Source organism: Rhodococcus sp. NPDC059179, assembly GCF_042754885.1.
GTDB lineage: Bacteria > Actinomycetota > Actinomycetes > Mycobacteriales > Mycobacteriaceae > Rhodococcus_G.
The window spans coordinates 74,871-99,994 of the sequence record NZ_JBHZBV010000011.1 but is presented as its reverse complement, the minus strand read 5'-3'; the positions used below and the strand labels follow the sequence as shown (position 1 = coordinate 99,994).

The window sequence follows — 25,124 nt, the reverse complement described above, 5'->3', positions numbered from 1 at the left end:
ATATGTAATATATGTGATCGTGAGGCGGGCATCCCCTCGATGCCCGCATTGGATGGGGGTCCAATGCATGAGGCCGGCGATCAACGGGAACGACGCGGCGGGGATCACAGGGGGATCACCCGGCGCTCGATACTGACGGGACTCGGCGCCGCCGGACTGTTGTCCGCCGCAGGCGGGGGCACAGCGGGAGCCTCGACGGCCGCCCGCCGAACCCCGATGCTGCGCACCGCAGGCGCGTCGGTCGCCGTCCTCGGGGGCGGCATGGCGGGGCTGGCCGCCGCCCACGAACTGATCGAACGCGGGTTCTCCGTGACGGTCTACGAGCCGACGGCCCTCGGCGGCAAGGCCCGCAGCATCCCCTCGCCCGGCACCGCGACGGGCGGGCGCAGCGATCTGCCCGGCGAACACGGCTTCCGCTTCTTCCCCGGCTTCTACCAACACATCCCGGAGACGATGAGGCGAATTCCGTTCCCCGGCAACCCGAACGGCGTGCTCGACAACCTGGTGGCCGGATCCGGCTTTCTCCTCGCGAGGCCGGGCGCGCCGGACCTGACCGCGCCTGCGTCCGCGGTCCCGCGACTGGACCTGTACGACGCGAACTCGCTGCGTACCTCCCTGGCTGCCATGTTCGACCTCGGCGGCTCGATCCCGCCACACGAGATGAACGTGTTCCTCGGTCAGCTCGTCCGCTTTCTCACCAGCAGCCTCGAGCGGCGCGACGGCGAGTGGGAACAGCGCACCTGGTCGCAGACCCTCGAGGTCGACGGCAAATCCGAGGCCTACCGAAATGTGCTGGTGTCCGCGCTCACCCGGCAGCTCGTGGCCGCCAGGCCCGCGACCGTCTCCACCCGCACGATCGGCATCATCGGCCAGGCCTTTGTCCTCAACGCCTCGGGGATGGTTCCCGAGTACGGGCACCTGGACCGGCTCCTCAACGCGCCGACCAACGAGGCCTGGATCGACCCATGGGCCGACCATCTGCGCGCCCTCGGGGTTCGGTTCGAGATGGGCCAGACGGCCGAGTCACTCGAGTTGAGTGGCGGTCGGGTCACCGCCGTGCGGCTCCGCGATTCCGCGGGCGCCCGCTCCACCGTCGAGGCGGACTGGTTCGTCGCGGCCATGCCGGTCGAGCGCGCGACCGCGCTGTGGACGCCGGAGATCCTCACCGCCGATCCGCGACTGGAGTTGATGAACAGGCTGACCGTCGACTGGATGGTCGGCATCCAGTACTTCCTGCGCCGCAGGATCCCGATCGCGAACGGCCACGTCGCGTACCTGGGGTCCCCGTGGGCCCTCACCTCGATCAGCCAGGCTCAGTTCTGGCGCGGCGATTTCGCCGCCAGGTACGGCGACGGCACGGTCGCGGACTGCCTGTCGGTGGACATCTCGGACTGGGACACGCCCGGCATCCTGTACGGCAGGCCCGCCAAGGCGTGCACCCGCGACGAGATCGCCCGGGAGGTCTGGGCACAGATGGCGTCGCAGCTGAACGACGGTGGCACGCCGGTCCTTCGCGACGCGGATCTGGCCTCCTGGTTCCTCGACCCGGGCATTGCCTGGGACCCCGCGCTGCAGGCCAACACCAACGCCACTCCCCTGCTGATCAACACGGTCGGGTCGCGTGCCAACCGTCCCGACGCGCGCACCGCGATCCCGAACCTGTTCCTCGCGGGCGATTACGTCAAGACCGACATCGACCTCGCGACAATGGAATCGGCGAACGAGTCCGCCCGCGCCGCGGTGAACGCGCTGCTCGAAGCGGCCGATTCGCCCGCCCGTCCGTGCGCGATGTTCCGGCTGCACGAACCCGCGGAGCTGGCCCCGATGCGGGCCCTCGACGCGCAGCGCTACGCCGCCGGACTTCCGCACATTCTGGCGACGTGAACGCCGCCGACCACGCGATTGCCTCCGCCAGCATCCCGGAACATGGCCACCTCCACGCTGATTCGGCAATCGAAACGTGCAACCTTCTCGAATGTGACATTTCGGTCTCAGAAGCGCGGCGGATCACAAGCTTTCGGTCTGCACGGTTTCACCCATGTGATCATTTCCGAACTGCACCGGTCCCTCTCCGAGGCCGGGCGTCGAGCCGAGGAGCGCTGCCATGTCCGTTCCCCCGCAAGATCCTCAACACCCAGGCCAGTACCCAGCGCCCGGCGGCGGCCAGGGAGGCCAACCCGGGCAGTTCCCGCCGCCCGGGCAATACCCGCCGCCCGGCTACTACCAGCAGCAGCCGCCGCCGGCCAAGCGCAAGAAGTGGCCGTGGATTCTCGGTGGCATTGTCCTGGTCTGCATTCTCGCGTTCGCGGGCTGCGCCGCGCTGCTCGGCGGCGCCGCCAACGAAATCGACAAGGAACTCAACGAAGTGGTCAGTGTCACCTACGAAGTGACCAGTGACGGTCCGACCGCCAGCAGCATCACTTACACCAGCGGCGATTCCGCGAACACGGCGCAGGACAACGGCGCCTCCCTACCGTGGAGCCGCAACGTGACGGTCTCCGGGCTGAAGATCGTGTCCCTCACCGCCCAGGCCGGCGAGTCCGCGACGACGATCACCTGCACCGTCCGCCAGGGCAGCACAGTGATCAGCGAGCAGACCTCAACGGGGCAGTTCGCGGTCGTGTCCTGTAGCGGGACTGCCGAGTAGGACCGACGTCCCAAGCGCACACTGAGGTGCATGGTCCGCGACCGCTGGGTGCTGCACGTCGACCTCGACCAGTTCGTCGCGGCGGTGGAGGTGCTGCGCCGACCCGAGCTGCGCGGGCGGCCGGTGATCGTCGGCGGTCGCGGCGATCCCACCGAGCGCGGTGTGGTGTCGACGGCGTCGTACGAGGCCAGGGAATTCGGCATCGGCTCCGGCATGCCGCTGCGAGTGGCGGCACGCAAGATCGCTGCCAGGGGCGTCACCGACGCGGTGTTCCTCCCCGTCGACGGCGAGGCGTACACCGCCGCATCCCGAACGGTGATGGACACTCTGCGCGGACTGGACGCGATCGTCGAGGTGCTGGGCTGGGACGAGGCGTTCCTCGGCGTGGCGACCGAGGACCCGGAGTCGTTCGCGCGGGCGGCACAGGCGGCGGTGTTCGCGGCGACCGCCCTGCACTGTTCGGTTGGCATCGGCGACAACAAGCTGCGCGCCAAGATCGCGACGGGTTTCGGCAAGCCGCAGGGCCTGTTCCGGCTCACCGCGGAGAACTGGTTCGAGGTGATGGGCGACCGCGACACACACGCGCTGTGGGGTGTCGGCAGCAAGACCGCGAAAAAGCTTGCCGCCCTGGGCATCAACTCGGTCCGGGAGCTGGCCGACGCCACGGATTCCGATCTCGCGGCGGCGCTGGGTCCGGCCACCGGACCGTGGCTGCACCGACTCGGACGCGGCCTCGGCGACGAGGTGGTCACCGCGGAACCCTGGGTGGCCCGCTCACACAGCCGGGAGATCACCTTCCAACACAACCTCGACGATCCGGCGTCGGTGGCCGACGAGGTCCGCCGCCTTGCGGTGCTCGTCACCGAGGACCTGCGGACCGAACAGCGGCCCGCGGTGCGGGTGACACTGAAGGTTCGCTACGCCCCCTTCGACACCCACACCACCGGCAGGCCGCTCGCGGAACCGACGCTCGACGTCGGGATCATCGCGGACGCCGCCGCCGCGCTGACCGAGCGTCTCGATCACGAACGGGAGGTGCGCCTGCTGGGTGTTCGCCTCGAGATGGCGCCGCGGTGAACGGCAGGCGTCACTGCGCCGGATACGGGTAGAACCCCTCCCCGGTGGCGACACCGAGCTTGCCCTTGTCGATGTAGTTCTCCTTGAGGTACTGCGCGAACCTCTGCTGGTCGGGCGAGCCCGCCATCGAGATGTTGTAGGCCGTGTTCAGTCCGACGATGTCGTAGATCTGGAACGGTCCGGCGGGCGCACCGGTGCCGATGCGCCAGGTTTTGTCGACCATCTCGGGCTCGGCGATCCCGTCCACCACCAGCTGTCCGGCCGCGGCGAGGAACGGCACCAGCAGCGAGTTCAACAGGTAGCCGGCCTTCTCCTTCTTCATCTCGATCGGCACCATGCCGATGGCGGAGGCGAAGTCGGCGACCCGGCGGTACACCTCGGGGTCGGTCTCGGCGGTGCCCATCACCTCGGCGGTGTTGTGCGCCCAGACGCGGTTCGCGAAGTGCAGCGCGAGGAACTTCTCGGGACGGCCGGTGAACCCCATCAGGTCACTCGGCAGCAGCGTCGAGGAGTTGGTCGCGAAGATCGTCTTCGCCGGAGCAACGTCACCGAGCTTGGAGTAGGTGTCGCGCTTGATGTCGATGTTCTCGGGGATCGCCTCGATGACCAGGTCGGCGTCGGAGACGGCATCGGCGAGGTCGGAGGAGTAACGGATCCGGCCAAGCGCGGCGTCGGCCTTGCCGTCGGCCGCCCCCGCGACCTCGGACTTGTAGGTGGCGGCGAGACCGGCAAAGCGCGTCTTGGCAGTCTCGAGGATCTCGTCGTTGATGTCGTACGCGACGACGTCGACGTCGTGGTACGCGCTCTGGTACGCGATCTGGGAGCCGAGGACGCCGGTTCCCAACACGGTCACCTTGGTGATGGCGGTCATTGATTTGTCCTTTCGGTTGGGGTTCTCAGTTGTGCGGGCCCGACGGGTGCCGGGTCAGATATCCGGTCACGATCAGCGCGACCTGTTCGCGGAGCGAGTCCGACGGGGTGGCGGCCGGGCGAGGCGCGCCGACCGGGTGGGCGATCTCCATGTGGACGACCGCGAAGACGGCGCGGGCCGCGGCCATCGCGGGCGAATCCGTGAGATCCGCGTCCGAGCGGAGTGCGGGGTCGAGTCCGCGGGCGATCAGGGTCTCGAGCCGGAGGACGATCGCCAGCCCCTTCGAACGGAACTGCTCGTCGGCGGGTCCGAACAGCAGGTCCCGCTGGTAGGCGACGGTGTTCTCGGACGCGACGTGCCCGGCCTCGAGCACCGGGGTCACGAGCGCGAGCACGCGCTCGATCGGCTCGTCGAGGGTCGCGGACACCGCCTCGCCCTCGGCGACGGCCGCGGCGAACACCTCGTTATAGACCATGAGCAGCAACTCCGCCTTGGTCGCGGCGTAACGGAACAGTGTCCCGATGGACACGTCCGCTCGATCCGCGATCTGCTGGGTCGTCACGGCCGCGTAGCCGTGCTCCTCGAACAGGTCCGCGGCTGCGCCGAAGATCCGGGTCTGCTTCAACGTCTTGCCGCGTTCCCGTCGGCCGACGGTGGCCGACGGAACCGGATCGACATCCGCGTGCACTGGAATCACTTCCCCAAATTCGGAACTCACTCATAAATGAGCGTACTCCGTTTTCCGGCCGGCGCACGGTACGTGGCGAGACTCACCACCGGAAACGGCCGAGGGGCACCTCGCGCGGCCGAAACCGCGCGAGGTGCCCCTCGGAACTGCTTTTGTCGGACTGCGCCTATCCCCGCGTCGCTTCGCTCGCGCTGCGCCTAACCCCGCGTCGCTTCGCTCGCACGAAGATCCTTGCGGAGGATCTTGCCCGCCGCCGACTTCGGCACCAGGTCGATGAACTCCACGATGCGGACCTTCTTGTGCGGCGAGACCCGCTCGGCGACGAACGCGATCACCTCGTCCTCGGTGAGCTCGGCCTCGGCCTGCCGGACGACGAACGCCTTGGGCACCTCCTCACCCTCCGCGTCGAGCACGCCGATGACGGCGGCGTCGGCGACCTTCGGGTGGGTGAGCAGCAGCGCCTCCAGCTCGGCGGGCGGCACCTGGTAGCCCTTGTACTTGATCAGCTCCTTGAGCCGGTCGACGATGTAGACGACGCCGTCCGCATCGACCGTGGCGATGTCGCCCGTGTGCAGGTAGCCGTCTGCGTCGAGGGTCTCGGCGGTCGCCGCGTCGTTGCCGAGGTAGCCGACCATCACGTTCGGGCCCTTGATCCACAGCTCGCCTGGCGCGCTGACGCCCTCGGCGGGGATGCCGATCTCCTCGCCGGTGGCCGGGTCGACGATCTTGTTCTCGGTATTCGCGACCGGCTTGCCCACCGAGCTGAGCCGGACATCGTCGTCCTCGAACGCGATCGCGTGACTGACCGGGCTGAGCTCGCTCATCCCGTAGCCCTGACGGACGCGGCAGTTCAGCCGGGCCGCGACGGCCTTGCCGAGCTCCTCGTCGAGCGGCGCGGCACCGGAGAAGATGGTGTGCACGCTCGACAGGTCGTACTGGTCGATCAGCGGGTGCTTGGCCAGCGCGACGGCCACCGGCGGCGCCACGAAGATGTAGGTGCACTTGCGCTCGGACACGTTGCCCAGGAACTCGACCAGGTCGAACTTCGGCATCGTGACCAGGCTCGCGCGCTCGTACAGCGCCGCGTTGAGCAGCACCGTCAGCCCGTAGATGTGGAAGAACGGCAGCACAGCCAGGATCCGGTCGTCGGCGCTGATGCCCATCCGCGGGCGGATCTGGCAGACGTTCGCCACCAGGTTCCGATGGGTCAGCATGACGCCCTTCGGGCGACCGGTGGTGCCCGACGAGTACGGCAGCACCGCGAGGTGGGTGGCCGGGTCGAAGCTGACCTCGGGGGCCGGGGCGCCCTGGGTGAGCAGGTCCCGCAGCGACGGGTGCCCCTCGGCGCCGTCGAGCACGATCACCCGGTCGGCGGGGATGCCGACCTGCTCGGCGGCAGCCTTGGCCTGCGGCAGCAGCGGCGAGACGGTGAAGAGGAAGGTCGCCTTGGAGTCGGTGAGCTGCTTGGCGATGTCCTCGGCGTTGTAGAGGGCGTTGATGGTGGTCGCGGTGCCGCCCGCGCGCAGGATGCCGTGCAGCACCGACGCGAACGCCGGGACGTTCGGCGAATGCAGCGCGGCGACGTCGCCGACGGCCAGCCCGCGGGCCGCAAGCGCGCCCGCGACGGCGTCGATCTGACCGATCAGCGCCCGATAGGTGGTCTCGGCGCCCGAGCCGCCGTCGATGAGCGCGGGTCGGTCCAGGTCGGCCTCCGAGACCTGGCCGAACAGGAAGTCATAGACGCTCAGGTTCGGGATCTCGACGTCAGGATAGGGGCTCTTGAAGCTCACGGGGGCCTCTCCTCGAGTGGTGCGGGCAGCGTTCGGCGAACCGAATAACTGTGACAGACAGGAACAGTTATATCACCCTGTGACAACGGTCACAGGATGGCCGAAACCCTACCCCGGCCCGCCGCGCCCCACCGCGTCAGTCGGTGCCGGCCGCGCGGAGCTGGTCGCCGGACATCAGGTGCTCGAACGCCTTGAGGTTCGCCAGCGACTCGCCGCGGGAGACCCGCCAATCCCATTCCCGCCGAATCGAAGCGGCGAACCCGAGCTCGAGCAGGGTGTTGAAGTCGTCGTCCGCGGCCTCGAGCACCTGCCCGAGCACCCGGTCCAGTTCCCCGCCGGTGACGGCGTGGGTGGCGATCTGGCCGAGCAGGTAGATGTCGCCGATCTTGTCGATCGTGTAGCTCACGCCGTACAGCCGACGGTTGCGACGGAGCAGGAATCTGTAGACGCCCTCGAAATTCTCGTCGGGTTTGCGACAGACGAACGCCTCGACCCGGACACCGTGCGCGCCGACGGTGAGCAGGCAGGTGGTCTTGAGCTTGCGTTCGCCGGGCAGTTCGACGACGAACTGGCCCTCGCCCTTACGGCTGTACTCGAGTTCCCGCTCGGTCAGCTCCGCGTCGATCAGCGTCGCGACATCGTTCACGCCCGCACTCCCCCCATTCGGCGCAGCTTCCACAGCCCGCGGCCGCGGCGCGGCGCATGCTCGGGCTGCCTGCGGTAGCTGGCGGCCGCCCGTTTGTAGCTCTCCAGCAGCCCGTCGGCGGTGTGCTCCCAGGAGAAGTCTTCCGCGTGCAGCGGCGCGCGGCGCGCCATCTCGGCCAGCCTGCCGGGGTCCGCGAGCAGCGAGTGCAGGGCATCGGCCCAGTCGTCGGTACGGTGCCCTGGCACCAGCAGCCCGGTCTCGCCGGACCGCACCGCAACGCCCAGCCCCCCGACGTCGGCCGCGACCACCGGCGTCCCGCAGGCCTGCGCCTCGATCGCCACCAGCCCGAAGGACTCCGAATAGCTCGGCACCGCAACCAGATCCGCGGCCCGGTACACCTGGGCAAGCCGCTCGGGCCGCTGCGGCGGCAGAAAGGTGACACGGGCGGTGATGCCCAGCGACGTTGCCAGTTCGATCAGCGAATCCGGCCGGTCCAGCCCGGTACCCGAGGGACCGCCGACGACCACGATCCGCAGCGGCAGCGCGGGCTCGCGCTCGATCAGGGCGGCCGCGGCGCGCAGCAGCACGTCCGGCGCCTTGAGCGGCTGGATCCGGCCGACGAACGTCACGATCAGCTCGTTCGGGTCCAGCCCCAGCTCGGACCGCGCAGCGGCGCGGTCCCCCGGGCGGTACCGGGACAGGTCGGCGCCGGGCGCCACCACGTCGATCTTGCCGGGGTCGGCGCCGTAGATCTCGATCAGCTGCTTGGACTCGTCGGCGGTGTTGGTGACCAGGCGGTCCGCCTCCGCCACCACCTGCTGCTCGCCTATCTGCCGCGCGGCAGGCTCCGGGGTGTCCCCGTCGGCGAGAGCGGCGTTCTTGACGGCGGCGAGGGTGTGCGCGGTGTGCACCAGCGGCACGCCCCACCGGTCGCGGGCCAGCCAGCCGACCTGACCGGAGAGCCAGTAGTGCGAGTGCACCAGGTCGTAGTGCCCGGGCTCGTGGTGCGCCTCCTCGCGCAGCACCCCCGCCGCAAACGCGCACAGCTGGGTGGGCAGGTCGTGCTTGTCCAGGCCCTCGAACGGGCCCGCGACGACGTTGCGGACCAGCACCCCCGGCGCGGCCTCGACCACCGGCGCGTCCGACGACGAGGTGGCCCTGGTGAAGATCTCCACCTCCACGCCGCGGCGGGCGAGCTGCAGCGCGGTCTGGAGCACGTAGACGTTCATTCCGCCCGCGTCACCGGTCCCCGGCTGCGCCAATGGAGAGGTGTGGACCGAGAGAACGGCCACCCTCCGCAACCGATGGTTCTGCGCTGGGGTCACGGCTCCATCTTGCCCTGCGGGGCCGCGACGCCAACAACCCCGCTCTCTGACCTGCCGTGTCGCGGGGTTCCTGGTGTGACGAGCGTCTCTCCGCGCCGCTGTCACATCTCCGGATCCCGCGGTGTCCTGGGTGATGAGATCGAAACGTCGAGAGGGGAAATGACATGAGTGAGCTCAGGCAGGTCGTCGTGGTCGGCGCGGGGTACGCGGGCGTGATGGCCGCGAATCGAATCCTGGCGGCGGGGCAGGACGGCGTGACCGTCACCGTGGTCAACCCCAGGGCCGACTTCGTCGAACGCATCCGGCTGCACCAGCGCGCCACGGACGGCGCCGAGGCCACTGTGCCACTGGCCGAGCTCCTGCATCCCGACGCGCGGCTGCATCTGGCGACCGTCGACCGAATCGGGGACCGGGCGGTGCTGCTCGACGGCGGGCAGAGCCTGCCGTACGACTACCTGGTCTACGCGGTGGGCAGCGTGGCGGACCGCGGCGGCAACCCCGCCGACAGCGTCCACACGGTGGGCGACCTCGAGGACGCGGATCGGCTGCGGGCCCGGCTGCGCGAGCTGCCAGGCGGCGCCGACGTCACCGTCGTGGGCGGCGGGCTGACCGGCATCGAGACCGCCGCCGAGGTCGCCGAGCGCCGCCCCGACCTGGCGGTGCGGCTGGTCTCCGCCGGCCCGCTCGCCGAGCACCTCCCCGCCGCGAGCCGGGCGTCGATCACCCGGACGCTCACCTCCCTCGGCATCGCGGTGCGCGAGGGCGCCCGGATCCGACGGGTCGCCGACGGCCGGGTCGAGCTCGACGACGGCAGCAGCCTCCCGAGCGACTGCACCGTCTGGGCGGGCGCGTTCGGGGTACCGGACCTCGCGCGCCGCAGCGGGCTCCCGGTCGACGAATCCGGCCGGCTGCGCACGGACGAGTCGCTGATCTGCCAGGGCCACCCGACCATCGTCGGCGTCGGCGACGCGGTGGCGCCGCCCGCGACGGTCGCCGGGCACGTCCGGATGAGCTGCCAGGCCGCCCTGCCGCTCGGTGCGCACGGCGCCGACACCGTGCTCGCGCTGCTGCGCGGCGAATCCCCCGACCGGTTGTCGCTGGGGTTCCTCGCGCAGTGCGTCAGCCTGGGCCGCCGGTCGGGCCTGTTCCAGCTGGTCCGGGCCGACGACAGCCCACGCCGGTTCGCGCTCCGCGGCCGGCTCGGGGCGTTCGTGAAGGAACAGATCTGCCGATCCACCGTGAAGTACGTCCGCGCCGGTTCGTACCCCGGCCCGGCGGGGCCGAAGCCGGTGCGGGAGCAGCCGAGCGTGTCGGCATGAGCACCGCCGCCGACGTCTTCACCGAGTACCGGCCGCTGCTGTTCACCGTCGCCTACGAGATCCTCGGTAGCGCCGCCGACGCGGAGGATGTGCTGCAGGACAGCTACCTTCGCTGGTCCGAGGTGGATCCGGCCACGGTCGACAACCCGCGCGGCTACCTCGCGCAGATCGTCACCAGGCAGTCGCTGAACCAGTTGCGTTCCTCGCAGCGCCGCCGCGAGGAGTACGTCGGGAGCTGGCTGCCCGAGCCGATCCGGACCGGGTCCGACGCGTCGGAGGACACGCTGCTCGCCGAGTCGGTGTCGATGGCGATGCTGCTGGTCCTCGAGACGCTCAGCCCGGACGAACGCGCGGTCTTCGTGATGCGCGAGGTGTTCGGGTTCAGCCACCGCGAGGTCGCGGACGCCGTCGGCAGATCCGAGGCGGCGGTCCGACAGACCGCGCACCGCGCCCGCGCGCACGTGCAGGCCCGTCGCAGGAGATTCGAGCCGACGTCGGCCGCCGCTCAGGAGGTCGCAGGGCAGTTTCTCAGCGCGGCGGTGACCGGCGACATCCAGGCGTTGATGGACCTGATGTCACCCGATGTCGTCGAGATCTCCGACGGCGGCGGGAAGGTCAACGCAGCCCGCGTGCCGATCGTCGGACCCGAGCGGGTCGCCCGGTTCATGGTGGGGCTCGGCCGGATCAGCCTGCCCGACATTCGGTTCGAGGTGGCGATGTTCAATTCGCTGCCGTCGGCGCTGATCTACTCGGGCGATCGGCTCGACACGGTGGCGATGTTCGAGGTCACCGACGGCCTGGTCTCCGCGGTGTACCTGGTGCGCAACCCGGACAAGCTGGCGTCGGCCGAGCTGGCCAAGGTCCTGGCCCGCTGAGCCGTCGAATTCGCACCCCGGCTATACCCCTCGCACCCGCGATCGCGCCCGCGACGCGTGCAACCGGGGTGCGGATCGAGTCCGGCGCCTACAGCCCGTCGACGAACCCGCTGACCTCGGCGACGAACCGCTGCGGGTCCTCGACGAACGGGCCGTGGTCGCAGCCCTCCCAGTACGAGGTGGTGTTGGCCGGGATCAGCCCGGCGGCGTGCCGGGCCGCGGAGACGTCGACGACGGTGTCGGCGGTGCCGTGCAGGATCAGCGCCGGGATGGTGAGCCCCGCGAGCAGGTCGTCGTGCCCGACCGCACGGGTGAACAGCGCGGCGCGCACCCGCGGCGGCGTCGACAGGCTGGCGCCGAACAGCGCCTGCGAGGCGACGCCCCTCCCCTCCAGAACGCTGCCGTCCGGCGGACCGGTCAGGGCGGTGCCGAAACTGCCGAGCGCGCGGATCGACTCGCGGGGGTCCTCCGACATCGCGGCCGGGATGGCCGCGCGCATCGTCGACCCGACGCGGCCGCCCTTCTGGCCGGGACCGATGCTGGTGATCGCGCCCACCAGCACGATCGCGTCGACCGCGGCGGAACCGAACTCCGCGAGGTAGTCACAGATCACCAGACCGCCGTAGGACCAGCCCAGCAGCACCGCGCCGGAGTCGACGTCCTCCGCCGCCAGCACCGCCTCGACGTCCGCTGCCCACACCTTCGGGTCGTCGTAGCCGGACTCGGGCGCCCCGGAATAGCCGTGGCCGCGCAGGTCGACGGCGATCACGCGGTACTTCGCGGCCAGCGCGTCGAGCACGTCGTCGCCCCAGCAGCGCAGCGACTGAGCCCAGCCGTGCAGCAGCACCAGCGGCCGCGCGGCGGCGTCACCCTCGACGCGGTAGACGATGGACGTGCCGTCGACGCTGACGGTTTCCCGGATAGCCATGCGAGCCATTCTGCGCCTCCGGCGACTGTGAGCGATTTTTACCCCAATCGGGTTGAATTTCACTCACAGGCGCGGAGCGCATACTCAGTACATGTGCCGCTTGTTCGGTATGACCAGCGCACCGTCACGGGTCAAGGCCACCTTCTGGCTCTTGGACGCCGCCGACAGCCTGGCCGCGCAGAGCCGACGGGAGCCGGACGGCACCGGCCTCGGCACCTTCACCGCCGACGGCGAAGCGCTCGTGGAGAAGCAACCACTGCCCGCCTATGCGGACGCGGACTTCGCGACGGAGGCGAGGGAACGCGAGTCCGCCACCTTCGTCGCCCACATCCGGCACGCCTCCACCGGGGGCCTGACCCCCGCCAACACCCACCCGTTCAGTCTCGGGGGACGCATCTTCGCGCACAACGGGGTGATCGAGGACCTGCCCCGGCTGGACGAGGAGCTCGGGCCGTACCGGTCCGCGGTGGCGGGCGACACCGACTCCGAGCGCTTCTTCGCGCTCATCACCAAGCACATCGACGTCCGCGGCGGCGACGTCACCGCCGGCCTCACCGACGCCGCCAGCTGGGTCGCCGAGCAGCTGCCGATCTTCGCCATCAACATCGTCCTGAGCACACCGACGGAGCTGTGGGCGCTGCGTTACCCCGACACCCACCAGCTGCTGGTGCTGGGCCGCGAGCCCGACACCGGCCGGCACCTCGAGCACGCCAGCCCGGCCGGCACCATCCGGGTGCGATCGGGCGAATTATCCTCCGCCCCAGCCGTTGTGGTGGCCAGCGAACAGATGGATGAGAACCCCGCATGGCGTCCGCTGGCGTCGGGCGAACTGCTGCACGTCGACGCGGAGCTGAACGTCGACACCGCCGTGATCCTCGATGGCCCGCCCGCACACCGGCTCAGCCTGTCCGACCTCGACGCCACCGCGGCCGCATCACAGTCCAGCCGCTGAGCCGAGATCGCGATCACCCCTGCTACCCCAGCCCCGCGACGATTTCCGCCGCGGTGGCGTGCACCGCGCCGATCCGCCCCGCCTCCTCGAGATGCCGATCGTCGACGCCCGAGATCGCGTCCGCCGCGATCAGCACCCGCAGGTCCCGCTCGCTCGCGTCGACGATGGTGGCCCGGGGGCAGTTCGGGTAGTTGCAGCCGGCCATCACCACCGTGTCGACACCGCGCTCGCGCAGGTGCGCCTCGAGCTCGGTCCGGTGGAACGCGCTCCAACGCGGCTTGAACAGGACGACCTCGGTCGGCGATACCTGCTGTACCCCGCCGCGCAGCAGCAGGACCGGGTCGAGGTCCGGGACGCCGAACTCGCGCACGATCTGCGATCCCGCGGTGCCTGGCCGTGCCATCGGCGCGCCCGCGGCGATGGCGGATCGCCGGACGAGGTCGACGTCGTCGCCGGCGTACAGCCGGACGATGTGAACGATCGGCAGGCGCGCGGCCCGGTAGGCGTCGAGCAGACGCGCGATCGCGGGCAGCACCTGCGAGGTGCCGGGGATCGGGCTCGATCCACCGTCCACGAAATCGCGTTGGGTGTCGACCACGAGCAGGGCGGATTCGGCCAGATGCGGCGCGATCCAGGGGTCGAGGCGCTCTCCTAGACTGCTCACCGCACCACCGTAACTCCCCGAAAACTGTGGACGGCGGGTCTAGCATCGAGCCATGGAGCTTGACGAGCTGCTGGCCACAATGCCGTTCGCGGTGAAGGCGGGAGTCGAGCTGGTCTCCGCGACCCCAGGTGAGGTCGTCGGCCGGCTGGCGTGGAGCGAAGACGTCACCACCGCGGACCACATCATGCACGGCGGGGCGCTGACCACCCTCGCGGACAGCGTCGGCGCCGTGTCGGCCTTTCTCAACATCCCGTCGGGGGCCGCGCGCGTGACGACGGCCTCGAACGCGGTGTTCGCGCGGCAGGTGCGCCGCGGCGTCGTCACCGCGGCCGCCCGCCCGTTGCACGTCGGCCGCAAGACGGTCCTCGTCTCGATCGACCTCACCGATGACGACGGCAGGCTCGTCTCCCAGGTGACGCAGTCGCACGCGGTCGTCGGCGACTTCGGTTTCTGACCCGCCGGGGGATGATGCCGGGCCGGCCCGGGCCGAGGCGGACCGGCGCGGCGCGGCCGATGCCACGGACGCGCCGCCGCTGTGACCGGCCCTAGGTCGCGGCCCTCCGCATCGCGGCGAGCGGATCGGAATAGAGGGAGCTGAGCGAGACCACCCCCGCGGCGAACTCCTGGACACGATTGCCGAACCCCGTGATCCGGATATCCTTGCGCGCCAACGTCGACGTGGTCGCGAACGCCTCCGCGACGTGCGGAATTCCCGCGGGGTACTCGGTGAAGGCCTGACCGCCGAGGATCACCCGATCGGGGTTGAACAGGTCCCGCAGCATGGCGACGGTGCGCCCGAGGACCCGGGCCCGCTCGACCAGGAGTTGGTGCGCGGGAAGCGATCCCGACGCCGCCGCGCGGTAGACCGCGGCGATGGCCGGTCGCTCGTCGGTGTCGGTGAGGATGCCTGCATCCCTCGCCGCGGCGATGGTGGCACGGTCGCTCACCGTGGCCTCGAGGCATCCCCTTGCGCCGCAGGAGCACAGCGCCGAGGAGCCGGTGGGCAGGTGCACGATCGAGCCGGGTCCGCTGGACGGCGTGTGCACCCGGCCGTCGATGGCGACGGCGACGCCCGCGGTCTCTCTGGCGTAGAAGTACAGGCTGGTCCCGGCGGTGTCCGGACCGCCAGGGCGCTGCGGCGCGAGCAGCAGCTCCGAGGCCGCCATGGCCTCGACGTGCGCGGCGACCGAGACCGGCAGGCCGAGCCCGTCGCCGATGATCGACGCCACCGGCGCGTCGGTCCACCCGAGTCGAGGGTGGTCCACCCGGCCGGTGGTCGCGTCGACGCGTCCACCCAGCGCGATGCCGACCCAGAGCGGCCGACGCCGGTGCCACCGGGACGCGAACAGCTGTGCGCTGCGGGTGATCTGCGCCAGTGCCGCCTCCTGCCGGCCAGCTGGCGTCGGGATCTCCACCGCACCAAGGATTTTGCCGCGAATATCGCTGGCGACGATGCCGGTCACCACGGCGCCGATGTGGATACCGAGCGTCAGGTAGGGCTCGTGGTTCGCCTCGAACGGCACCCGGGGCCGCCCGACCGCCCCGGAGGCGGTCAGGTCCGCCCGTTCGCGTAGCAGACCCACCGCGAGCAGGGCCGCGACCTGGCGGTTCACCGTGGCGGTGCTCAGACCTGTGGCCCTCGCGGCGGCGTCCCTGGCGATGGGCCCGCGGCTGCATGCGACCCGCAGCACGGCGGCAGCGGGCGCGTCGGCGACACGCAGTTCCGGCGGGACGACCTGGGTTCGCGGCAGCGGACGGGCGGCGGCGCGGGCCGATCGCGGCGAGCGAGCGGGTGCGGCGGACGGCGACAACGTAGAGGTGAGCACGCAGATTCCTTGCGTTTCGTCCCTGGCGGGGACAGGCCAACACGGATGAGAGCAGGCGCTGCCGGTGGGGACGCGGGCCATCAGGCCCTGATCCGCGACCCTAGGGACGACGAAAAATGGGTGATGACGTGCGAAGAGAGGGCAGCGCGATCAGCGACAGATACCGCGGGGGGAACAACACAGTTCCCGCGCCAAGGGCAGGCGAGAGCCCAACGCGGCGGTCACATAGGTGACGCGCAGGGCGTTGAGCCGGCCGGAAGACATGGCGCAAAGCTAGCACCTTGCGCCCGATTGTCCAATCAGGGACCAGCCGACGTCGTGCTATCTCGGTACGGAAAACCCTTGGCGCACTCCGCAGCTGGTGGTTCGGTATCCGAGAACAACCGCGCCACCCAGCACTACGCGATCGACGACTACGACGGCTGACGTCGACGGCTCGGCCGAATCACCCTGGCCGGCGACGTCCCGGTCAACATCCACGGCGAACGGAGTCGCGTCGTCACCGGCGACGCCTCGCACTACTCCGGCGTCGACGCCCCTGCCGGTCCGGCGTCCGAATCGCGCGGCACCGCAGCGCGGCGGTCTGGTCCTACGATGAGGTCATGATCATCTCGCCAGATGCAAACGTTGCCGTCGTCACCGGTGCGAGCTCCGGAATCGGGGAGGCAACCGCGCGAACCCTCGCCGCGCAAGGGTTTCACGTGGTTGTCGGCGCCCGCCGGATCGACCGGCTGGAGAAACTGGCCCAGGACATCGGCGGCACCGCACTCGAGCTCGACGTCACCGACGAGGACTCGGTGGATGCCTTCGCCGCCGTGCTGCCGAGGGTCGACGTGCTGGTCAACAACGCCGGCGGCGCCAAGGGCCTGGCCCCGGTGCTCGAGGCGGACCTGGACGACTGGCGCTGGATGTGGGAGACCAACGTCCTCGGCACCCTTCGGATCACCAAGGCGCTGCTGCCCAAGCTGATCGATTCCGGCGACGGCCTCATCGTCACCATCACCTCGGTGGCGGCGTTCGAGGCGTACGACAACGGCTCCGGCTACACCTCCGCCAAGCACGCGCAGGCGGTGCTGCACCGGACGCTGCGCGGCGAACTGCTCGGCAAGCCGGTACGGCTGACCGAGATCGCGCCCGGCGCGGTGGAGACCGAGTTCTCCCTGGTCCGCTTCCACGGCGACGAGGAACGCGCCAAGAAGGTCTACGAGGGCATCACCCCGCTGGTCGCCGCCGACGTGGCCGAGGTGATCGGGTTCGTCGCGTCCCGCCCGTCGCACGTGAACCTCGACCAGATCATCATCAAACCCCGCGATCAGGCCAGCCCCGGGCGCTTCTCTCGGACCTAGCCCTTCAGCCCGGCTCGAGGTGCCGGGTCCTCGTCGCGCGGCGCCGATCTCATCGACGGACGGCGGCGGTGTGCGCGACGCCGACGAGCCGCTGCACCTCCGCGGCGATGTCCTCACCGCGGGCGGGCAGCGCGCTCACGATGTCGGATCCCCGCACGAGGTAGCGGCCGTCGTCGGCGAAGTCCATCCAGTGGAAGCCCTGGCCGTCGCCGGTCGGCCGGTTGTCGTAGGCGGGGCCGGCGAAGACCGTGATCTCGCCCAGTCCGGTGCGCGGTCGCCGGAAGAATTCGTCCCGCTCCTCGTTGCCCCGTGCCCGGCTCGCCGGTTGCAGGATGGAGCCGTCGCTCACCGGCGCCACCGACCGGGGTACCGACACGCCCCGTCGTCGGCCCGCCGCGACGGGCGGAATCGATTGGGAAACAGCCGTTCCCACCTGGGTGACGGGAGCGGACGCCAGCAGGATGTCGGAGCCCGCGTGCGGGTCGGGACCCGGCAGCTGAACCGCCACGGCCGCAACGGAATTCCGGATCCCGGCGTGTAGCCGGATCGTCGACTCGAGCCGGGCCCCGCGAAACCCACACAGCTCGACCCGGACCGCGGGCTCGGCCAGGGCGACCAGCGCCTCGTACAGGCGCTCGTCGAGCATCGGTGCGACCTTCCGCGCGGCCGCCCGTCGATCGGCCCGGAAATCGTCGTCCGTCGCCGCGGTGCCACGGAACTGGAACGGGTACGGCAGCCTGTCCCGACCGAATCGCTCCCACAGGACCGTGAACTCGAGGGCGGTCAGCCGCCACCGACCGTCGCTCATCCGCCGATCACCGGCGGCGCGACCTTCGGAAGCGTGCCCACCAACTCGTTGCCGTTGTCGACATTGATGAGGTAGCTGGGGGTCCTGTGTTCCGTGTCGTCGTCTCCGTTCGCGCGGGCGCCGCCGGGCGCCATGCCGCCGCCCATCGCGCCCGGGCGGCCCGCGGCACCGGCCGCGCCGACGCCGGATCCACCCGCACCCGCCGCCGCACCTGCCCCGCCGGGCACGCCCATCCCGCCGCCGAGACCACCCGCGACACCGCCCGAAACGCCCAGGCCTGCACCTACACCTGCACCGCCGCCGGCCGATCCACCGCCCGGCGCGAACCCCGAGCCCGCCGAACCGTAGCCCCCCGAACCGTAGCCCCCGGAACCTGCGCTGGCGCCGAGCCCGCCGCCGCCCGCGCCGTCGGCACCTCCCGCGGCGGCCGGGGCTGTCCACGCGGAGGACGGATCGGTCTGCGTGAAAGGCGAATCCGTGGCATTGGCGCCGGAGCCGTCCGAAGACAGCGGATTCTGGCCGTAGGGCTCATCGCCGGGCGTTCCGGACGTCGGGTCGCTTCCGTCACCCTGCCGCATCGGGTCGGTCGGCGCGTCTCCCGCGTTCCCGGTCCTCGGGCCGGCGTACTCGGAGGGGCTGAAACCGGACGGCCCGCCTGGCCCTGGTCCGCCGGGGATCAGCCCGGGCCTGTCAATGGGTCCGTCGGTCCGATCCTGCGGCTTCGGAAACCTGGGGACGTTGGTGTCCGCCTGCACCATGACCGGCGTATAGACGGTCTTCATGATCTGGATCGCCTGCTGGCGGGCTTCGTCCGAGCCGTGCACCAGCTGCTTCACCATGCCGACCGAGGGCAGCGCGACGTTGACGAGCGTCTCGAGCGCGGAGGTCGCCTCGACCGCGGGCATGGTCGCCTTGACCTGGGAGATGCCCGTCGCCGCCTCGGCGACCTTGGTCCCCACTAGCCTGCCTGCCATGGCCAGCTGATCGGATTCGGCGACGTAGGTCGCGGTCGCCGCCAACGCGGCATTTGCGCCGATGCCCTCCCACTTGCCCTCGATCTCCGACGAGATGTAGGTCTTGAACTCGGTCAGGCCTTCCGCGAGCGAGGATCCGATCTGCTGCCATCCCTCGGCGCTGGCCCGGACCGGATCCGCGCTCATCGCGTCGACCGCGCCCTTGATCGCCTCGTGGGACATCGAATCGAAGCTGTCGGGGACCATCGACCGCGGCTCGAAGTCGGTGAGCCCAGGCGTGAGGACCGCCTGTTGGGTGTGGATCGCGGCGCGCTCAGCGTTGCCGATCGCCTGCTGAACCTCGACGCGGTCACCCTCGTCGATGTCGTAGCCGGACACCACATCGATGATCTTGTTGCCTGGGTCGCGCGCCAGATCGGACAGATCGTCGAAGGCGCCCGACGCCATGTCGCCGATCGACCCCTTCAGGTCATCCAGGCTGGGCAAAAACGACATCTCAGATCCCCCTCGTCATGCTGAAACTCATTCTCCGTGCCCGACGCCGCCGAACCGCTGCGCGCCGGACTGATCCGACGCGCTGTAGGCGGCATCGATCTTCTCGAATACCTGCTGCATCTCCTGCACGACGGTGATGTGGTCCGCGAGCGCCTGATCCATCGAGTAGTCGCCGCCGACGGCCTTCTTCCCGAATTTGGCGGCGAGCGCGACGCCGGATGGGAGGTCGCCGAACCCATCGATCGTCGCCAGCCCTCTCGCACCCAGCTGCATTCCCTTGAGCTCGACGATGAACTCTGCGCATCGCTGTGCACATCTACGCGCCACCCCTTGTTCGAGGTACACATGGCCGGCGTCGACAGCGGCCCCTACGCGCGCCCATGATTCAGTCATGTCAGACATCGCCAAGGCCCTTCTGTACAACGTGGAAAATCACGCCGGGATGTACGACTCGAGTTGGACCGCGGACCGGATCGCGACGGCGCACGGTTCCTCGACGATCGGATCGTTTCCAAGGTAGGAAATCGAAATGAGAACGGCACCCTCGTTGGACCCGACCGCGACGTCGCAGTTCCTTCGGCCCGTGTCGGCGACACCTCGGTACGAGGTGGCCTCTCGGCCGTTCAGATTCACTGCAGTGAACTCGTGATTGTTCTTGTTGGAGCGGACATCGTCCAGCGTGTAGACGGTGGCGAACACCGACAACGAATAGGCCGGACCTTGCCACATACAGACATTCCACCCGGGCTGTTTGACCCCGAGAATGTCCCGCGATTCCGTCACAACGTCGACACCCACTCCCCGTAGGGCATCGTCCGGAATGTCATCACACGGACTGAACACCGGCTCCCCCGAGCCAGACGATGACCCCTCGGCTCCGGCCGTGCCCTCCACCGTCTCCGAGCCGCATCCGGCCAGTATCAGCGCACCACAGACCGCACCAACGGCGACCTGGCTCCCGACTCTCATCCGCACGCAACGCTCCCCCACTGGGCCCGACCGATATCGGTCCACCTTAGATAGACGCAGCACCGACCCCGCCGGTTCCACCCAGGCCAGAAAAACCCGGCGAGGCAGCTCACCCCTCCGCAGCTGCCTCGCCGGTCACCGTCTCGGAACTGAACCGAGCAGCATCAGCGCGCGGCAGGCCGCCGATCGGCAACCTGCGACCCAACCCCCCGTTCGCGCGCGATACTCCCGCCCCGCCCAGTCCTTACGGCTTACCTCTAATAGACGCGCAAGGACGCCTGCCGGTTCCGCGCTCTGCAGGCGAAGACCTTCGGACCGCGGAGCCAGGCTTTGGAAAGGATTGCCGAGGCACACTCTCCGGCAATCCCGATCCCGCCCGACTTTCGAACGCCATCATTTCTCAGAGATAGCGCGAAGCTTGGAAAGCAGAGCATCCACCCCACCATGAGAATCGAAGAGGTATAGGCACGCATCGTGCTCTGAACCGAAAACCTTTCGGTCATACTTGGATCCGCGCTCGCAGTAGAAGACCTCCCACTGACCGGCTGGGGTTTCGGAAACCGAGAACGAATCGTGCGTCATTCCATTGATTCCCACTGGAACACGAATGCCCGCCAGATCCAGGGCCTCGAGCAGCTCAGAACTCTTCACTTCCTACCTCTCTCAAGTAACCGCCATCTCCGTCAGCCCGGCAGATGGAGCTGTCGACCCACCGTGCGGAACAAGCTGATCAACTGTTCCGAGAGATCGATGGATTTGCTTGGTTGAGCGGCGATGCCTCCAGTTCCGCCTCCCGCGATCAGCTCATTTCGGCTGACGGAGCGTCTCGACGGTCGGATCCAGATTGATCCGAGCCACAGCGACGTTCTCGAGCTTCGCGAAATCCACGGCTCCGTCGCGCATCTGCGAATTGTCGATCACGTACGCGAGGTTCACCCACAGGTCCCTCATGTCCGGCGCCACCTGGGTCCCCTGAAACCGCGCACAGAACACGACCGCGTAGACCAGGACGACCGCGCTGCCGTCCGTGTCGGTCTGCAAGAAATCCGACTCCACGCGCGAGACATCAAATTCCGGACCCGGCTTGAACACGAGCCGCTTCTCGAGCAGGGCCAGGCAATAGTCCGGGCGATCGGGTCCCGGCAGCACCCGCACCAGCTCGGCGCGAACCGGCAGCTGCGCCGTCAATTCGGCGGGCCCGGAATCGACCTGGTCGAGAATCACCACTGGCATCGTCAAGCCCCCTTCGTTCGATCGATTGTTGCAAGAGTTCTCGTGGTGCCGCGCACATCAGCTCGGGTCGATCGGATCGAATGCCCAGAATGGGCGCATCACCCGCATGTTCGGGATTCCCTCGGTGAGGAGATCGTCCAACTCCTCGACATCGACCATCATGGCGCGACTGAACCAGTCGCGATCACCGATCGGCACCGTGCAGTGAGCGCCCGGATCCGCCTTCCTCACCAGCAGGACCCGATCGCCGTTCGGGAAGGCCTCGACTCCCTCATTCAGTCCGAGCTCCGACCATTCCGGACCCCGTGGCGCGAATCCTGCGTGCCTACGGAGGCGGTCACCGATCCGCACCGCGAGATACCGCTCGGCGTCATCAACCCTACTGAACGACAGTGGCATGCCGGCGTCGTCATCGTTCGCCCGCGCGAGCCCGAAATGCTCGCCCTCGACGAACACCTCGTACTCGGCCGATCCGTCCCGGACCGAAATGCCACCGCGCCTGGTCAGTGCACTGCCGACCTGACCGGGCATGCCCAACTTGTCGAACCGGTATCCCCAGCGCTGAAACCTCCAGAACAGCGCGCCATATCGACCCAGCCATCCCGCCAAATCGTCGGTGCGCATGACGCCCTCAGCCGCGTTCACCGTTCAATCCCCTCGATCAGCTGCGCATCGAGTTCCGCCATCGACATCATCATGATCTGGCTGGTGGCGGCCTGCTCAGACACCGGGACCTTGCACCAGACAGATGGATCGTCACGCAACGTCAGGACCGCCGCGTACATTTCTTCCTCGACCGAGACCGCGGGATGAACTCCCATCGCCCTCCAGTCGAGGTACTTGCGCGGCAGTTTCAGGTACGACCGGACCTTTTGTCCTTCGCTCTTCAGCAGCAGTTTCGCCGCGTCGTCGAATCGACTGAACTCGTCCCCAAAGGATTGCTGGCCTCGTTCGATCGTCAAATGAGCGAAATGGTCATCGACTATGACAACCCCCCGATGCAAGTCGGCCGCAGGGTAGACGAGTCCTCCGGAGAGGGTGATCGTCGGCGATCCGCTCGCCGGAACCCCAAGTCGCGCAGCCCGGTCACGCCAGAGTTCGAAGTATCGTGTCGCTTCGCCGTACCGGTCGAGTAACCCGGCCACATTGTCAGATCTCAACGAGGTAACCCGCATCTTCCAGTCGTTCGACAGAGGGTCGGCGTCCCGATTCGTCTACCAGCCGATACTGGATTCCACCGCCTGGTTGTCCGAATCCCGGCGCGATCACAGACGCCTCGATTCTCCAATGATCTGGCAACGGAACTCCCGTGACACGGTACTGGTGATAGGGCTTCCCGAGGCTTTCCGGAGGTAGCGCGCGATCGCTGAACGGAATGCCGTCTGGCGCCAAGTATGCGCCGTTTGAGTCACCGAACCGATCGATGACCGTCCCCTCCGGAAGGCGGATGTCAGGATCGAGGATCCGCAAGTCCCCATCGCCATCGAGGGCGATCCCATCGTTGTCCGGGTATCGCCACCACCCTGTGTCCGGGTCGTAGTACCGGGACGCGAACTCCTCCTCGGTCATCCCGCCGAATCTGTCGTACCCGTCGAGCATCTCGGGCGGCACCCCGTCCGGAATCTCGTCCGGGCCTCGCATGTCGTCGGGAAGAGGCTCCTCGGGGTATTGAGGCGGGAAGTCTGCGTTGTAATCGGGCTTCGTCGGATGATCCGTGGCGTCTGCACCACTCGAACCGTCCAGCCCGCCATTCAGCCCCGGCAGCGACGGCGTTGGAGCGGTCGGTGCTACAGCCGGCTGCGCCCCGCCCGCGGCCGACGGCTGCGCAACCCCCGTCCCCATGTTCAGCCCGCCCGGCCTCCCGACCGGGGCCGTCGCGGTGGTTCCGGCGCCGGCGCCCGCTGTCGGCTCCGAGATCCCCATGTTCAGTCCGCCGGTGCGGGGACCCGACCCCGTCGAGGGCGCATCCACGACCGGGCCAGGACGCACCCCGGCGTCGGCCGAGCTGGGCACCGTGCTCGCGGGGGACTCCGGCGCCGAGAAGCGGGGAGCGTCGCCCAGCGAGGTGGGCCGGGTGGACACGTCCGCCCCGCCGATGCCGCCGCCGATCGCACCCGAGGCGAGGTCCTGCAGGGACACGCCCTGACCCGACACCGCCGCACCGGCCGCGGACCCGGCCGCCCCGCCGATCGCCTCGGTGCCGATCTGCCCGAACGCCGAGCCGGAACCGAACCGGCCCACCCCACCGGAGACCGCTCCCTCGACGAAGCCCTCGATCGCGCCGGACGCCAAACTGCCCGTGTCCAGCCGGTCCCGGTTGCCCTGCAGGATCTGCAGCGACTGAATTGCGCCGTCCAGCAACACATTCTGCGCGGCGCTCAGCGCGGCGTGCTGGAGCAGCTTCATGATCAGCTGCCGCACCACCATCCGCACCGCGATCTGGGTGGCGATCTGGGCCGCGGGGATCGCCGCGGTGCTCGCGCCGAGCGTGGGGATGGCCGCCGCCGCGAGCGCCGCGATCTCGGCGGCCAGCAGCGCCAGCGCCGCAATGATCGTCAGCTTCGCGTACTCGACGTCGGTGGCGGTGGTGTCACACGATTCGGACAACTGATCGCAAAGCGCGATCAGGGACTGGAAGGCGCCGTCGGCACCGTCGAAGTTCTCCCAGTACTGCGCCATGGCCGTGTTGACGTCACCGAGCACGGCCTCCAGCGCCTTGCTCATCGCGGCGTCGCCGTCCTGGGCGATCAGTTCCATCGCCGAGGAGGCCGAGTCCCACGCGTCGGCCAGCCTGCGCAGCGACGTCTCGTCGGCCTCCGGCCAGTCCGCCCCGACCGCGATCGAGGCGACGCCGCGGAGCCATCCCGGGATCTGGATCCCCATCAGGCGGGTCCGCCGAGGCTGCCCGCGAATCCGCGGTCCGAGCCGTCGAAGGCGTCCGAGGTGTCGGTGGCGGTGCCGGCGATCGCCCGCATCGCCTCGGCGACCTTGAGCAGCCCGTCCAGCGCCGAATCGGCGCCCGGCACGTAGCCCTCGGCGAAGGCCGCGCCGGTCTCGTCGGATCCCCAGCTCGCGCCCTCGGCCTGCATTGCGGCGGCCAGCTGGGTCCGGGTGCGGTCCAGCGCGTCGGCGACCGCCTCGAACCGCGGCGCGGCGGACCGCAGCCCGTCCGGGTCGACCCACACCGGGCGGCTCATTCGTCGGCACCCCGCAGGACGGACGCGCCGGGTTCCCAGCCGGGCCCGTCCGGTCGTGACTCAGGGGCGAGCACCACGGGCACCAGGTCCCGCAGGCTCGGCGCGCCCGGGATCAGGTCCGGCAGGTCGGGCAGGTCGAAGTCGGTCCGCGACACCGGCGCCATCAGCTCCTGCACCCGCAGGCGCGCGGTCGCCGCGGCATCGCGCGCGGCCGCGGCGATCGCCTCGCCGAGCCGGGACGGCGTGGTCCTCGCGAACGCCTCGGGCGCGATGTCGACCTCGACGATCGCCCCGGCCGAATCGACGCTGACACGGGCCAGCCCGTCCGGCGTCCGCGTCTCGACTCGCAGCGCCGCGACCTCGGATTGCGCCCGGGACAGCAGATCTGACCGACGGTGGAGATCGTCGAGCATGTCGTCGATCTGAACCCGCAACGCCTCGTTGCGGGCGCGCAGTTCCTCGCGCGCACCCGGATCCTTCACCCGTATCCCCCA

At 69.5% G+C, this 25,124-nt stretch carries 26 protein-coding genes and 1 pseudogene; 9 read left to right on the top strand and 18 right to left on the bottom strand.

The genetic code is table 11. The annotated features are described in order from the left end of the window. The first annotated feature begins 63 nt into the window (after window positions 1–63). The 3 genes from ACFXMV_RS18845 to ACFXMV_RS18835 all read left to right on the top strand — a co-directional run bounded on the left by ACFXMV_RS18845 (window position 64) and on the right by ACFXMV_RS18835 (window position 3,724). On the top strand, window positions 64–1,884 hold the full coding sequence (locus tag ACFXMV_RS18845; protein ID WP_378498588.1) for an FAD-dependent oxidoreductase: 1,821 nt from the start codon (window positions 64–66) through the stop codon (window positions 1,882–1,884). 220 nt (window positions 1,885–2,104) lie between these two features. Next, a complete protein-coding gene (locus tag ACFXMV_RS18840; RefSeq protein ID WP_378498589.1) occupies window positions 2,105–2,647 on the top strand; it encodes an MmpS family transport accessory protein in 543 nt (180 codons plus the stop codon). A gap of 30 nt (window positions 2,648–2,677) precedes the next feature. Next, a complete protein-coding gene (locus ACFXMV_RS18835; RefSeq protein ID WP_378498590.1) occupies window positions 2,678–3,724 on the top strand; it encodes a DNA polymerase IV in 1,047 nt (348 codons plus the stop codon). A 10-nt stretch (window positions 3,725–3,734) separates the two neighbouring features. Here ACFXMV_RS18835 and ACFXMV_RS18830 read toward each other — a convergent pair whose 3' ends face one another. From ACFXMV_RS18830 to mshA, 5 genes are all read right to left on the bottom strand, one after another. Continuing rightward, window positions 3,735–4,595 carry a 3-hydroxyacyl-CoA dehydrogenase gene (locus tag ACFXMV_RS18830; RefSeq protein ID WP_378498591.1) on the bottom strand — a complete coding sequence of 287 codons (861 nt, stop codon included), beginning with the start codon at window positions 4,593–4,595 and terminating at the stop codon, window positions 3,735–3,737. 25 nt (window positions 4,596–4,620) lie between these two features. Next, window positions 4,621–5,292 carry a TetR/AcrR family transcriptional regulator gene (locus ACFXMV_RS18825; protein ID WP_378503454.1) on the bottom strand — a complete coding sequence of 224 codons (672 nt, stop codon included), beginning with the start codon at window positions 5,290–5,292 and terminating at the stop codon, window positions 4,621–4,623. A 188-nt stretch (window positions 5,293–5,480) separates the two neighbouring features. After that, window positions 5,481–7,073: an AMP-binding protein gene (locus ACFXMV_RS18820; protein WP_378500197.1), complete on the bottom strand. Its 1,593-nt coding sequence runs from the start codon at window positions 7,071–7,073 to the stop codon at window positions 5,481–5,483. 136 nt (window positions 7,074–7,209) lie between these two features. Beyond that, window positions 7,210–7,719 (bottom strand): YbjN domain-containing protein, encoded by a 510-nt coding sequence (locus ACFXMV_RS18815; RefSeq protein WP_378500196.1) that lies wholly within the window; start codon window positions 7,717–7,719, stop codon window positions 7,210–7,212. After that, window positions 7,716–9,044, bottom strand: coding sequence for a D-inositol-3-phosphate glycosyltransferase (gene mshA / locus ACFXMV_RS18810; protein ID WP_378500195.1), 1,329 nt, complete (start codon window positions 9,042–9,044; stop codon window positions 7,716–7,718). The genes ACFXMV_RS18815 and mshA overlap by 4 nt, the downstream gene beginning before the upstream one ends. Before the next feature lie 164 nt (window positions 9,045–9,208). Between mshA and ACFXMV_RS18805 the strand changes: the two genes are divergently transcribed. Both ACFXMV_RS18805 and ACFXMV_RS18800 read left to right on the top strand, forming a co-directional pair. Then, window positions 9,209–10,363 (top strand): NAD(P)/FAD-dependent oxidoreductase, encoded by a 1,155-nt coding sequence (locus ACFXMV_RS18805; RefSeq protein WP_378500194.1) that lies wholly within the window; start codon window positions 9,209–9,211, stop codon window positions 10,361–10,363. Next, window positions 10,360–11,238 carry an RNA polymerase sigma-70 factor gene (locus ACFXMV_RS18800; RefSeq protein ID WP_378500193.1) on the top strand — a complete coding sequence of 293 codons (879 nt, stop codon included), beginning with the start codon at window positions 10,360–10,362 and terminating at the stop codon, window positions 11,236–11,238. Before ACFXMV_RS18805 ends, ACFXMV_RS18800 begins: the two co-directional genes overlap by 4 nt. Window positions 11,239–11,326: 88 nt before the next feature. Here ACFXMV_RS18800 and ACFXMV_RS18795 read toward each other — a convergent pair whose 3' ends face one another. After that, complete coding sequence (locus tag ACFXMV_RS18795; RefSeq protein WP_378500192.1) at window positions 11,327–12,166, bottom strand: alpha/beta fold hydrolase; 840 nt, start codon at window positions 12,164–12,166, stop codon at window positions 11,327–11,329. Window positions 12,167–12,257: 91 nt separating this feature from the next. On the opposite strand from ACFXMV_RS18795, the gene ACFXMV_RS18790 reads away from it, so the two are divergent. After that, window positions 12,258–13,118, top strand: a complete 861-nt coding sequence (locus ACFXMV_RS18790; RefSeq protein ID WP_378500191.1) for a class II glutamine amidotransferase — start codon at window positions 12,258–12,260, stop codon at window positions 13,116–13,118. Between the two features lie 22 nt (window positions 13,119–13,140). Here the strand turns inward: ACFXMV_RS18790 and ACFXMV_RS18785 are convergent, their stop codons facing one another. Next, window positions 13,141–13,782, bottom strand: coding sequence for a cysteine hydrolase family protein (locus ACFXMV_RS18785; protein WP_378500190.1), 642 nt, complete (start codon window positions 13,780–13,782; stop codon window positions 13,141–13,143). 52 nt (window positions 13,783–13,834) lie between these two features. Here ACFXMV_RS18785 and ACFXMV_RS18780 point away from each other — a divergent pair, with 52 nt between their 5' ends. Next, a complete protein-coding gene (locus tag ACFXMV_RS18780) occupies window positions 13,835–14,236 on the top strand; it encodes a PaaI family thioesterase (protein ID WP_378500189.1) in 402 nt (133 codons plus the stop codon). A 91-nt stretch (window positions 14,237–14,327) separates the two neighbouring features. Here ACFXMV_RS18780 and ACFXMV_RS18775 read toward each other — a convergent pair whose 3' ends face one another. Further along, on the bottom strand, window positions 14,328–15,608 hold the full coding sequence (locus ACFXMV_RS18775) for an ROK family protein (protein WP_378499965.1): 1,281 nt from the start codon (window positions 15,606–15,608) through the stop codon (window positions 14,328–14,330). A gap of 378 nt (window positions 15,609–15,986) precedes the next feature. On the opposite strand from ACFXMV_RS18775, the pseudogene ACFXMV_RS18770 reads away from it, so the two are divergent. Further along, window positions 15,987–16,214, top strand: a pseudogene (locus ACFXMV_RS18770) (hypothetical protein); the annotation flags it as partial. Next, window positions 16,211–16,954 carry an SDR family NAD(P)-dependent oxidoreductase gene (locus ACFXMV_RS18765; protein WP_378499966.1) on the top strand — a complete coding sequence of 248 codons (744 nt, stop codon included), beginning with the start codon at window positions 16,211–16,213 and terminating at the stop codon, window positions 16,952–16,954. The pseudogene ACFXMV_RS18770 and the gene ACFXMV_RS18765, both read left to right, overlap by 4 nt. A 49-nt stretch (window positions 16,955–17,003) precedes the next feature. Here the strand turns inward: ACFXMV_RS18765 and ACFXMV_RS18760 are convergent, their stop codons facing one another. The 10 genes from ACFXMV_RS18760 to ACFXMV_RS18715 form a co-directional block, all read right to left on the bottom strand. Further along, complete coding sequence (locus ACFXMV_RS18760; protein WP_378499967.1) at window positions 17,004–17,762, bottom strand: ESX secretion-associated protein EspG; 759 nt, start codon at window positions 17,760–17,762, stop codon at window positions 17,004–17,006. Beyond that, the gene (locus tag ACFXMV_RS18755) at window positions 17,759–19,231 is read right to left on the bottom strand and encodes a hypothetical protein (protein ID WP_378499968.1); all 1,473 of its coding nucleotides are present in this window, start codon (window positions 19,229–19,231) and stop codon (window positions 17,759–17,761) included. Before ACFXMV_RS18755 ends, ACFXMV_RS18760 begins: the two co-directional genes overlap by 4 nt. A gap of 27 nt (window positions 19,232–19,258) precedes the next feature. Beyond that, on the bottom strand, window positions 19,259–19,633 hold the full coding sequence (locus tag ACFXMV_RS18750; protein ID WP_378503453.1) for a hypothetical protein: 375 nt from the start codon (window positions 19,631–19,633) through the stop codon (window positions 19,259–19,261). Window positions 19,634–19,663: 30 nt separating this feature from the next. Further along, entirely contained in the window at window positions 19,664–20,200 is a 537-nt protein-coding gene (locus ACFXMV_RS18745; protein ID WP_378499970.1) for a DUF3558 domain-containing protein, read from the bottom strand. A gap of 804 nt (window positions 20,201–21,004) precedes the next feature. Further along, entirely contained in the window at window positions 21,005–21,433 is a 429-nt protein-coding gene (locus tag ACFXMV_RS18740) for a hypothetical protein (RefSeq protein WP_378503452.1), read from the bottom strand. Between the two features lie 57 nt (window positions 21,434–21,490). Continuing rightward, the gene (locus tag ACFXMV_RS18735; protein ID WP_378499971.1) at window positions 21,491–22,078 is read right to left on the bottom strand and encodes a hypothetical protein; all 588 of its coding nucleotides are present in this window, start codon (window positions 22,076–22,078) and stop codon (window positions 21,491–21,493) included. Then, window positions 22,075–22,593, bottom strand: coding sequence for a hypothetical protein (locus tag ACFXMV_RS18730; protein ID WP_378503451.1), 519 nt, complete (start codon window positions 22,591–22,593; stop codon window positions 22,075–22,077). The genes ACFXMV_RS18735 and ACFXMV_RS18730 overlap by 4 nt, the downstream gene beginning before the upstream one ends. Beyond that, window positions 22,583–24,316 (bottom strand): glycohydrolase toxin TNT-related protein, encoded by a 1,734-nt coding sequence (locus ACFXMV_RS18725; protein WP_378503450.1) that lies wholly within the window; start codon window positions 24,314–24,316, stop codon window positions 22,583–22,585. Before ACFXMV_RS18725 ends, ACFXMV_RS18730 begins: the two co-directional genes overlap by 11 nt. Beyond that, a complete protein-coding gene (locus ACFXMV_RS18720) occupies window positions 24,316–24,630 on the bottom strand; it encodes a WXG100 family type VII secretion target (protein WP_378500144.1) in 315 nt (104 codons plus the stop codon). The genes ACFXMV_RS18725 and ACFXMV_RS18720 overlap by 1 nt, the downstream gene beginning before the upstream one ends. After that, entirely contained in the window at window positions 24,627–25,112 is a 486-nt protein-coding gene (locus ACFXMV_RS18715; RefSeq protein ID WP_378503449.1) for a YbaB/EbfC family nucleoid-associated protein, read from the bottom strand. The genes ACFXMV_RS18720 and ACFXMV_RS18715 overlap by 4 nt, the downstream gene beginning before the upstream one ends. Window positions 25,113–25,124: the final 12 nt, after the last annotated feature.

Bases quoted from the DNA above. Each gene is read 5' to 3' on its own strand.
- ACFXMV_RS18840 (WP_378498589.1), top strand. From the start codon at position 2,105: ATGTCCGTTCCCCCGCAAGATCCTCAACACCCAGGCCAGTACCCAGCG.
- ACFXMV_RS18740 (WP_378503452.1), bottom strand. From the start codon at position 21,433: ATGCCAGTGGTGATTCTCGACCAGGTCGATTCCGGGCCCGCCGAATTG.
- ACFXMV_RS18845 (WP_378498588.1), top strand. From the start codon at position 64: ATGCATGAGGCCGGCGATCAACGGGAACGACGCGGCGGGGATCACAGG.
- ACFXMV_RS18805 (WP_378500194.1), top strand. From the start codon at position 9,209: ATGAGTGAGCTCAGGCAGGTCGTCGTGGTCGGCGCGGGGTACGCGGGC.
- ACFXMV_RS18795 (WP_378500192.1), bottom strand. From the start codon at position 12,166: ATGGCTATCCGGGAAACCGTCAGCGTCGACGGCACGTCCATCGTCTAC.
- ACFXMV_RS18800 (WP_378500193.1), top strand. From the start codon at position 10,360: ATGAGCACCGCCGCCGACGTCTTCACCGAGTACCGGCCGCTGCTGTTC.
- ACFXMV_RS18830 (WP_378498591.1), bottom strand. From the start codon at position 4,595: ATGACCGCCATCACCAAGGTGACCGTGTTGGGAACCGGCGTCCTCGGC.
- ACFXMV_RS18725 (WP_378503450.1), bottom strand. From the start codon at position 24,316: ATGGGGATCCAGATCCCGGGATGGCTCCGCGGCGTCGCCTCGATCGCG.
- ACFXMV_RS18750 (WP_378503453.1), bottom strand. From the start codon at position 19,633: ATGTCTGACATGACTGAATCATGGGCGCGCGTAGGGGCCGCTGTCGAC.
- ACFXMV_RS18755 (WP_378499968.1), bottom strand. From the start codon at position 19,231: ATGTCGTTTTTGCCCAGCCTGGATGACCTGAAGGGGTCGATCGGCGAC.
- ACFXMV_RS18765 (WP_378499966.1), top strand. From the start codon at position 16,211: ATGATCATCTCGCCAGATGCAAACGTTGCCGTCGTCACCGGTGCGAGC.
- ACFXMV_RS18790 (WP_378500191.1), top strand. From the start codon at position 12,258: ATGTGCCGCTTGTTCGGTATGACCAGCGCACCGTCACGGGTCAAGGCC.
- ACFXMV_RS18760 (WP_378499967.1), bottom strand. From the start codon at position 17,762: ATGAGCGACGGTCGGTGGCGGCTGACCGCCCTCGAGTTCACGGTCCTG.
- ACFXMV_RS18720 (WP_378500144.1), bottom strand. From the start codon at position 24,630: ATGAGCCGCCCGGTGTGGGTCGACCCGGACGGGCTGCGGTCCGCCGCG.
- ACFXMV_RS18835 (WP_378498590.1), top strand. From the start codon at position 2,678: ATGGTCCGCGACCGCTGGGTGCTGCACGTCGACCTCGACCAGTTCGTC.
- ACFXMV_RS18780 (WP_378500189.1), top strand. From the start codon at position 13,835: ATGGAGCTTGACGAGCTGCTGGCCACAATGCCGTTCGCGGTGAAGGCG.
- ACFXMV_RS18745 (WP_378499970.1), bottom strand. From the start codon at position 20,200: ATGAGAGTCGGGAGCCAGGTCGCCGTTGGTGCGGTCTGTGGTGCGCTG.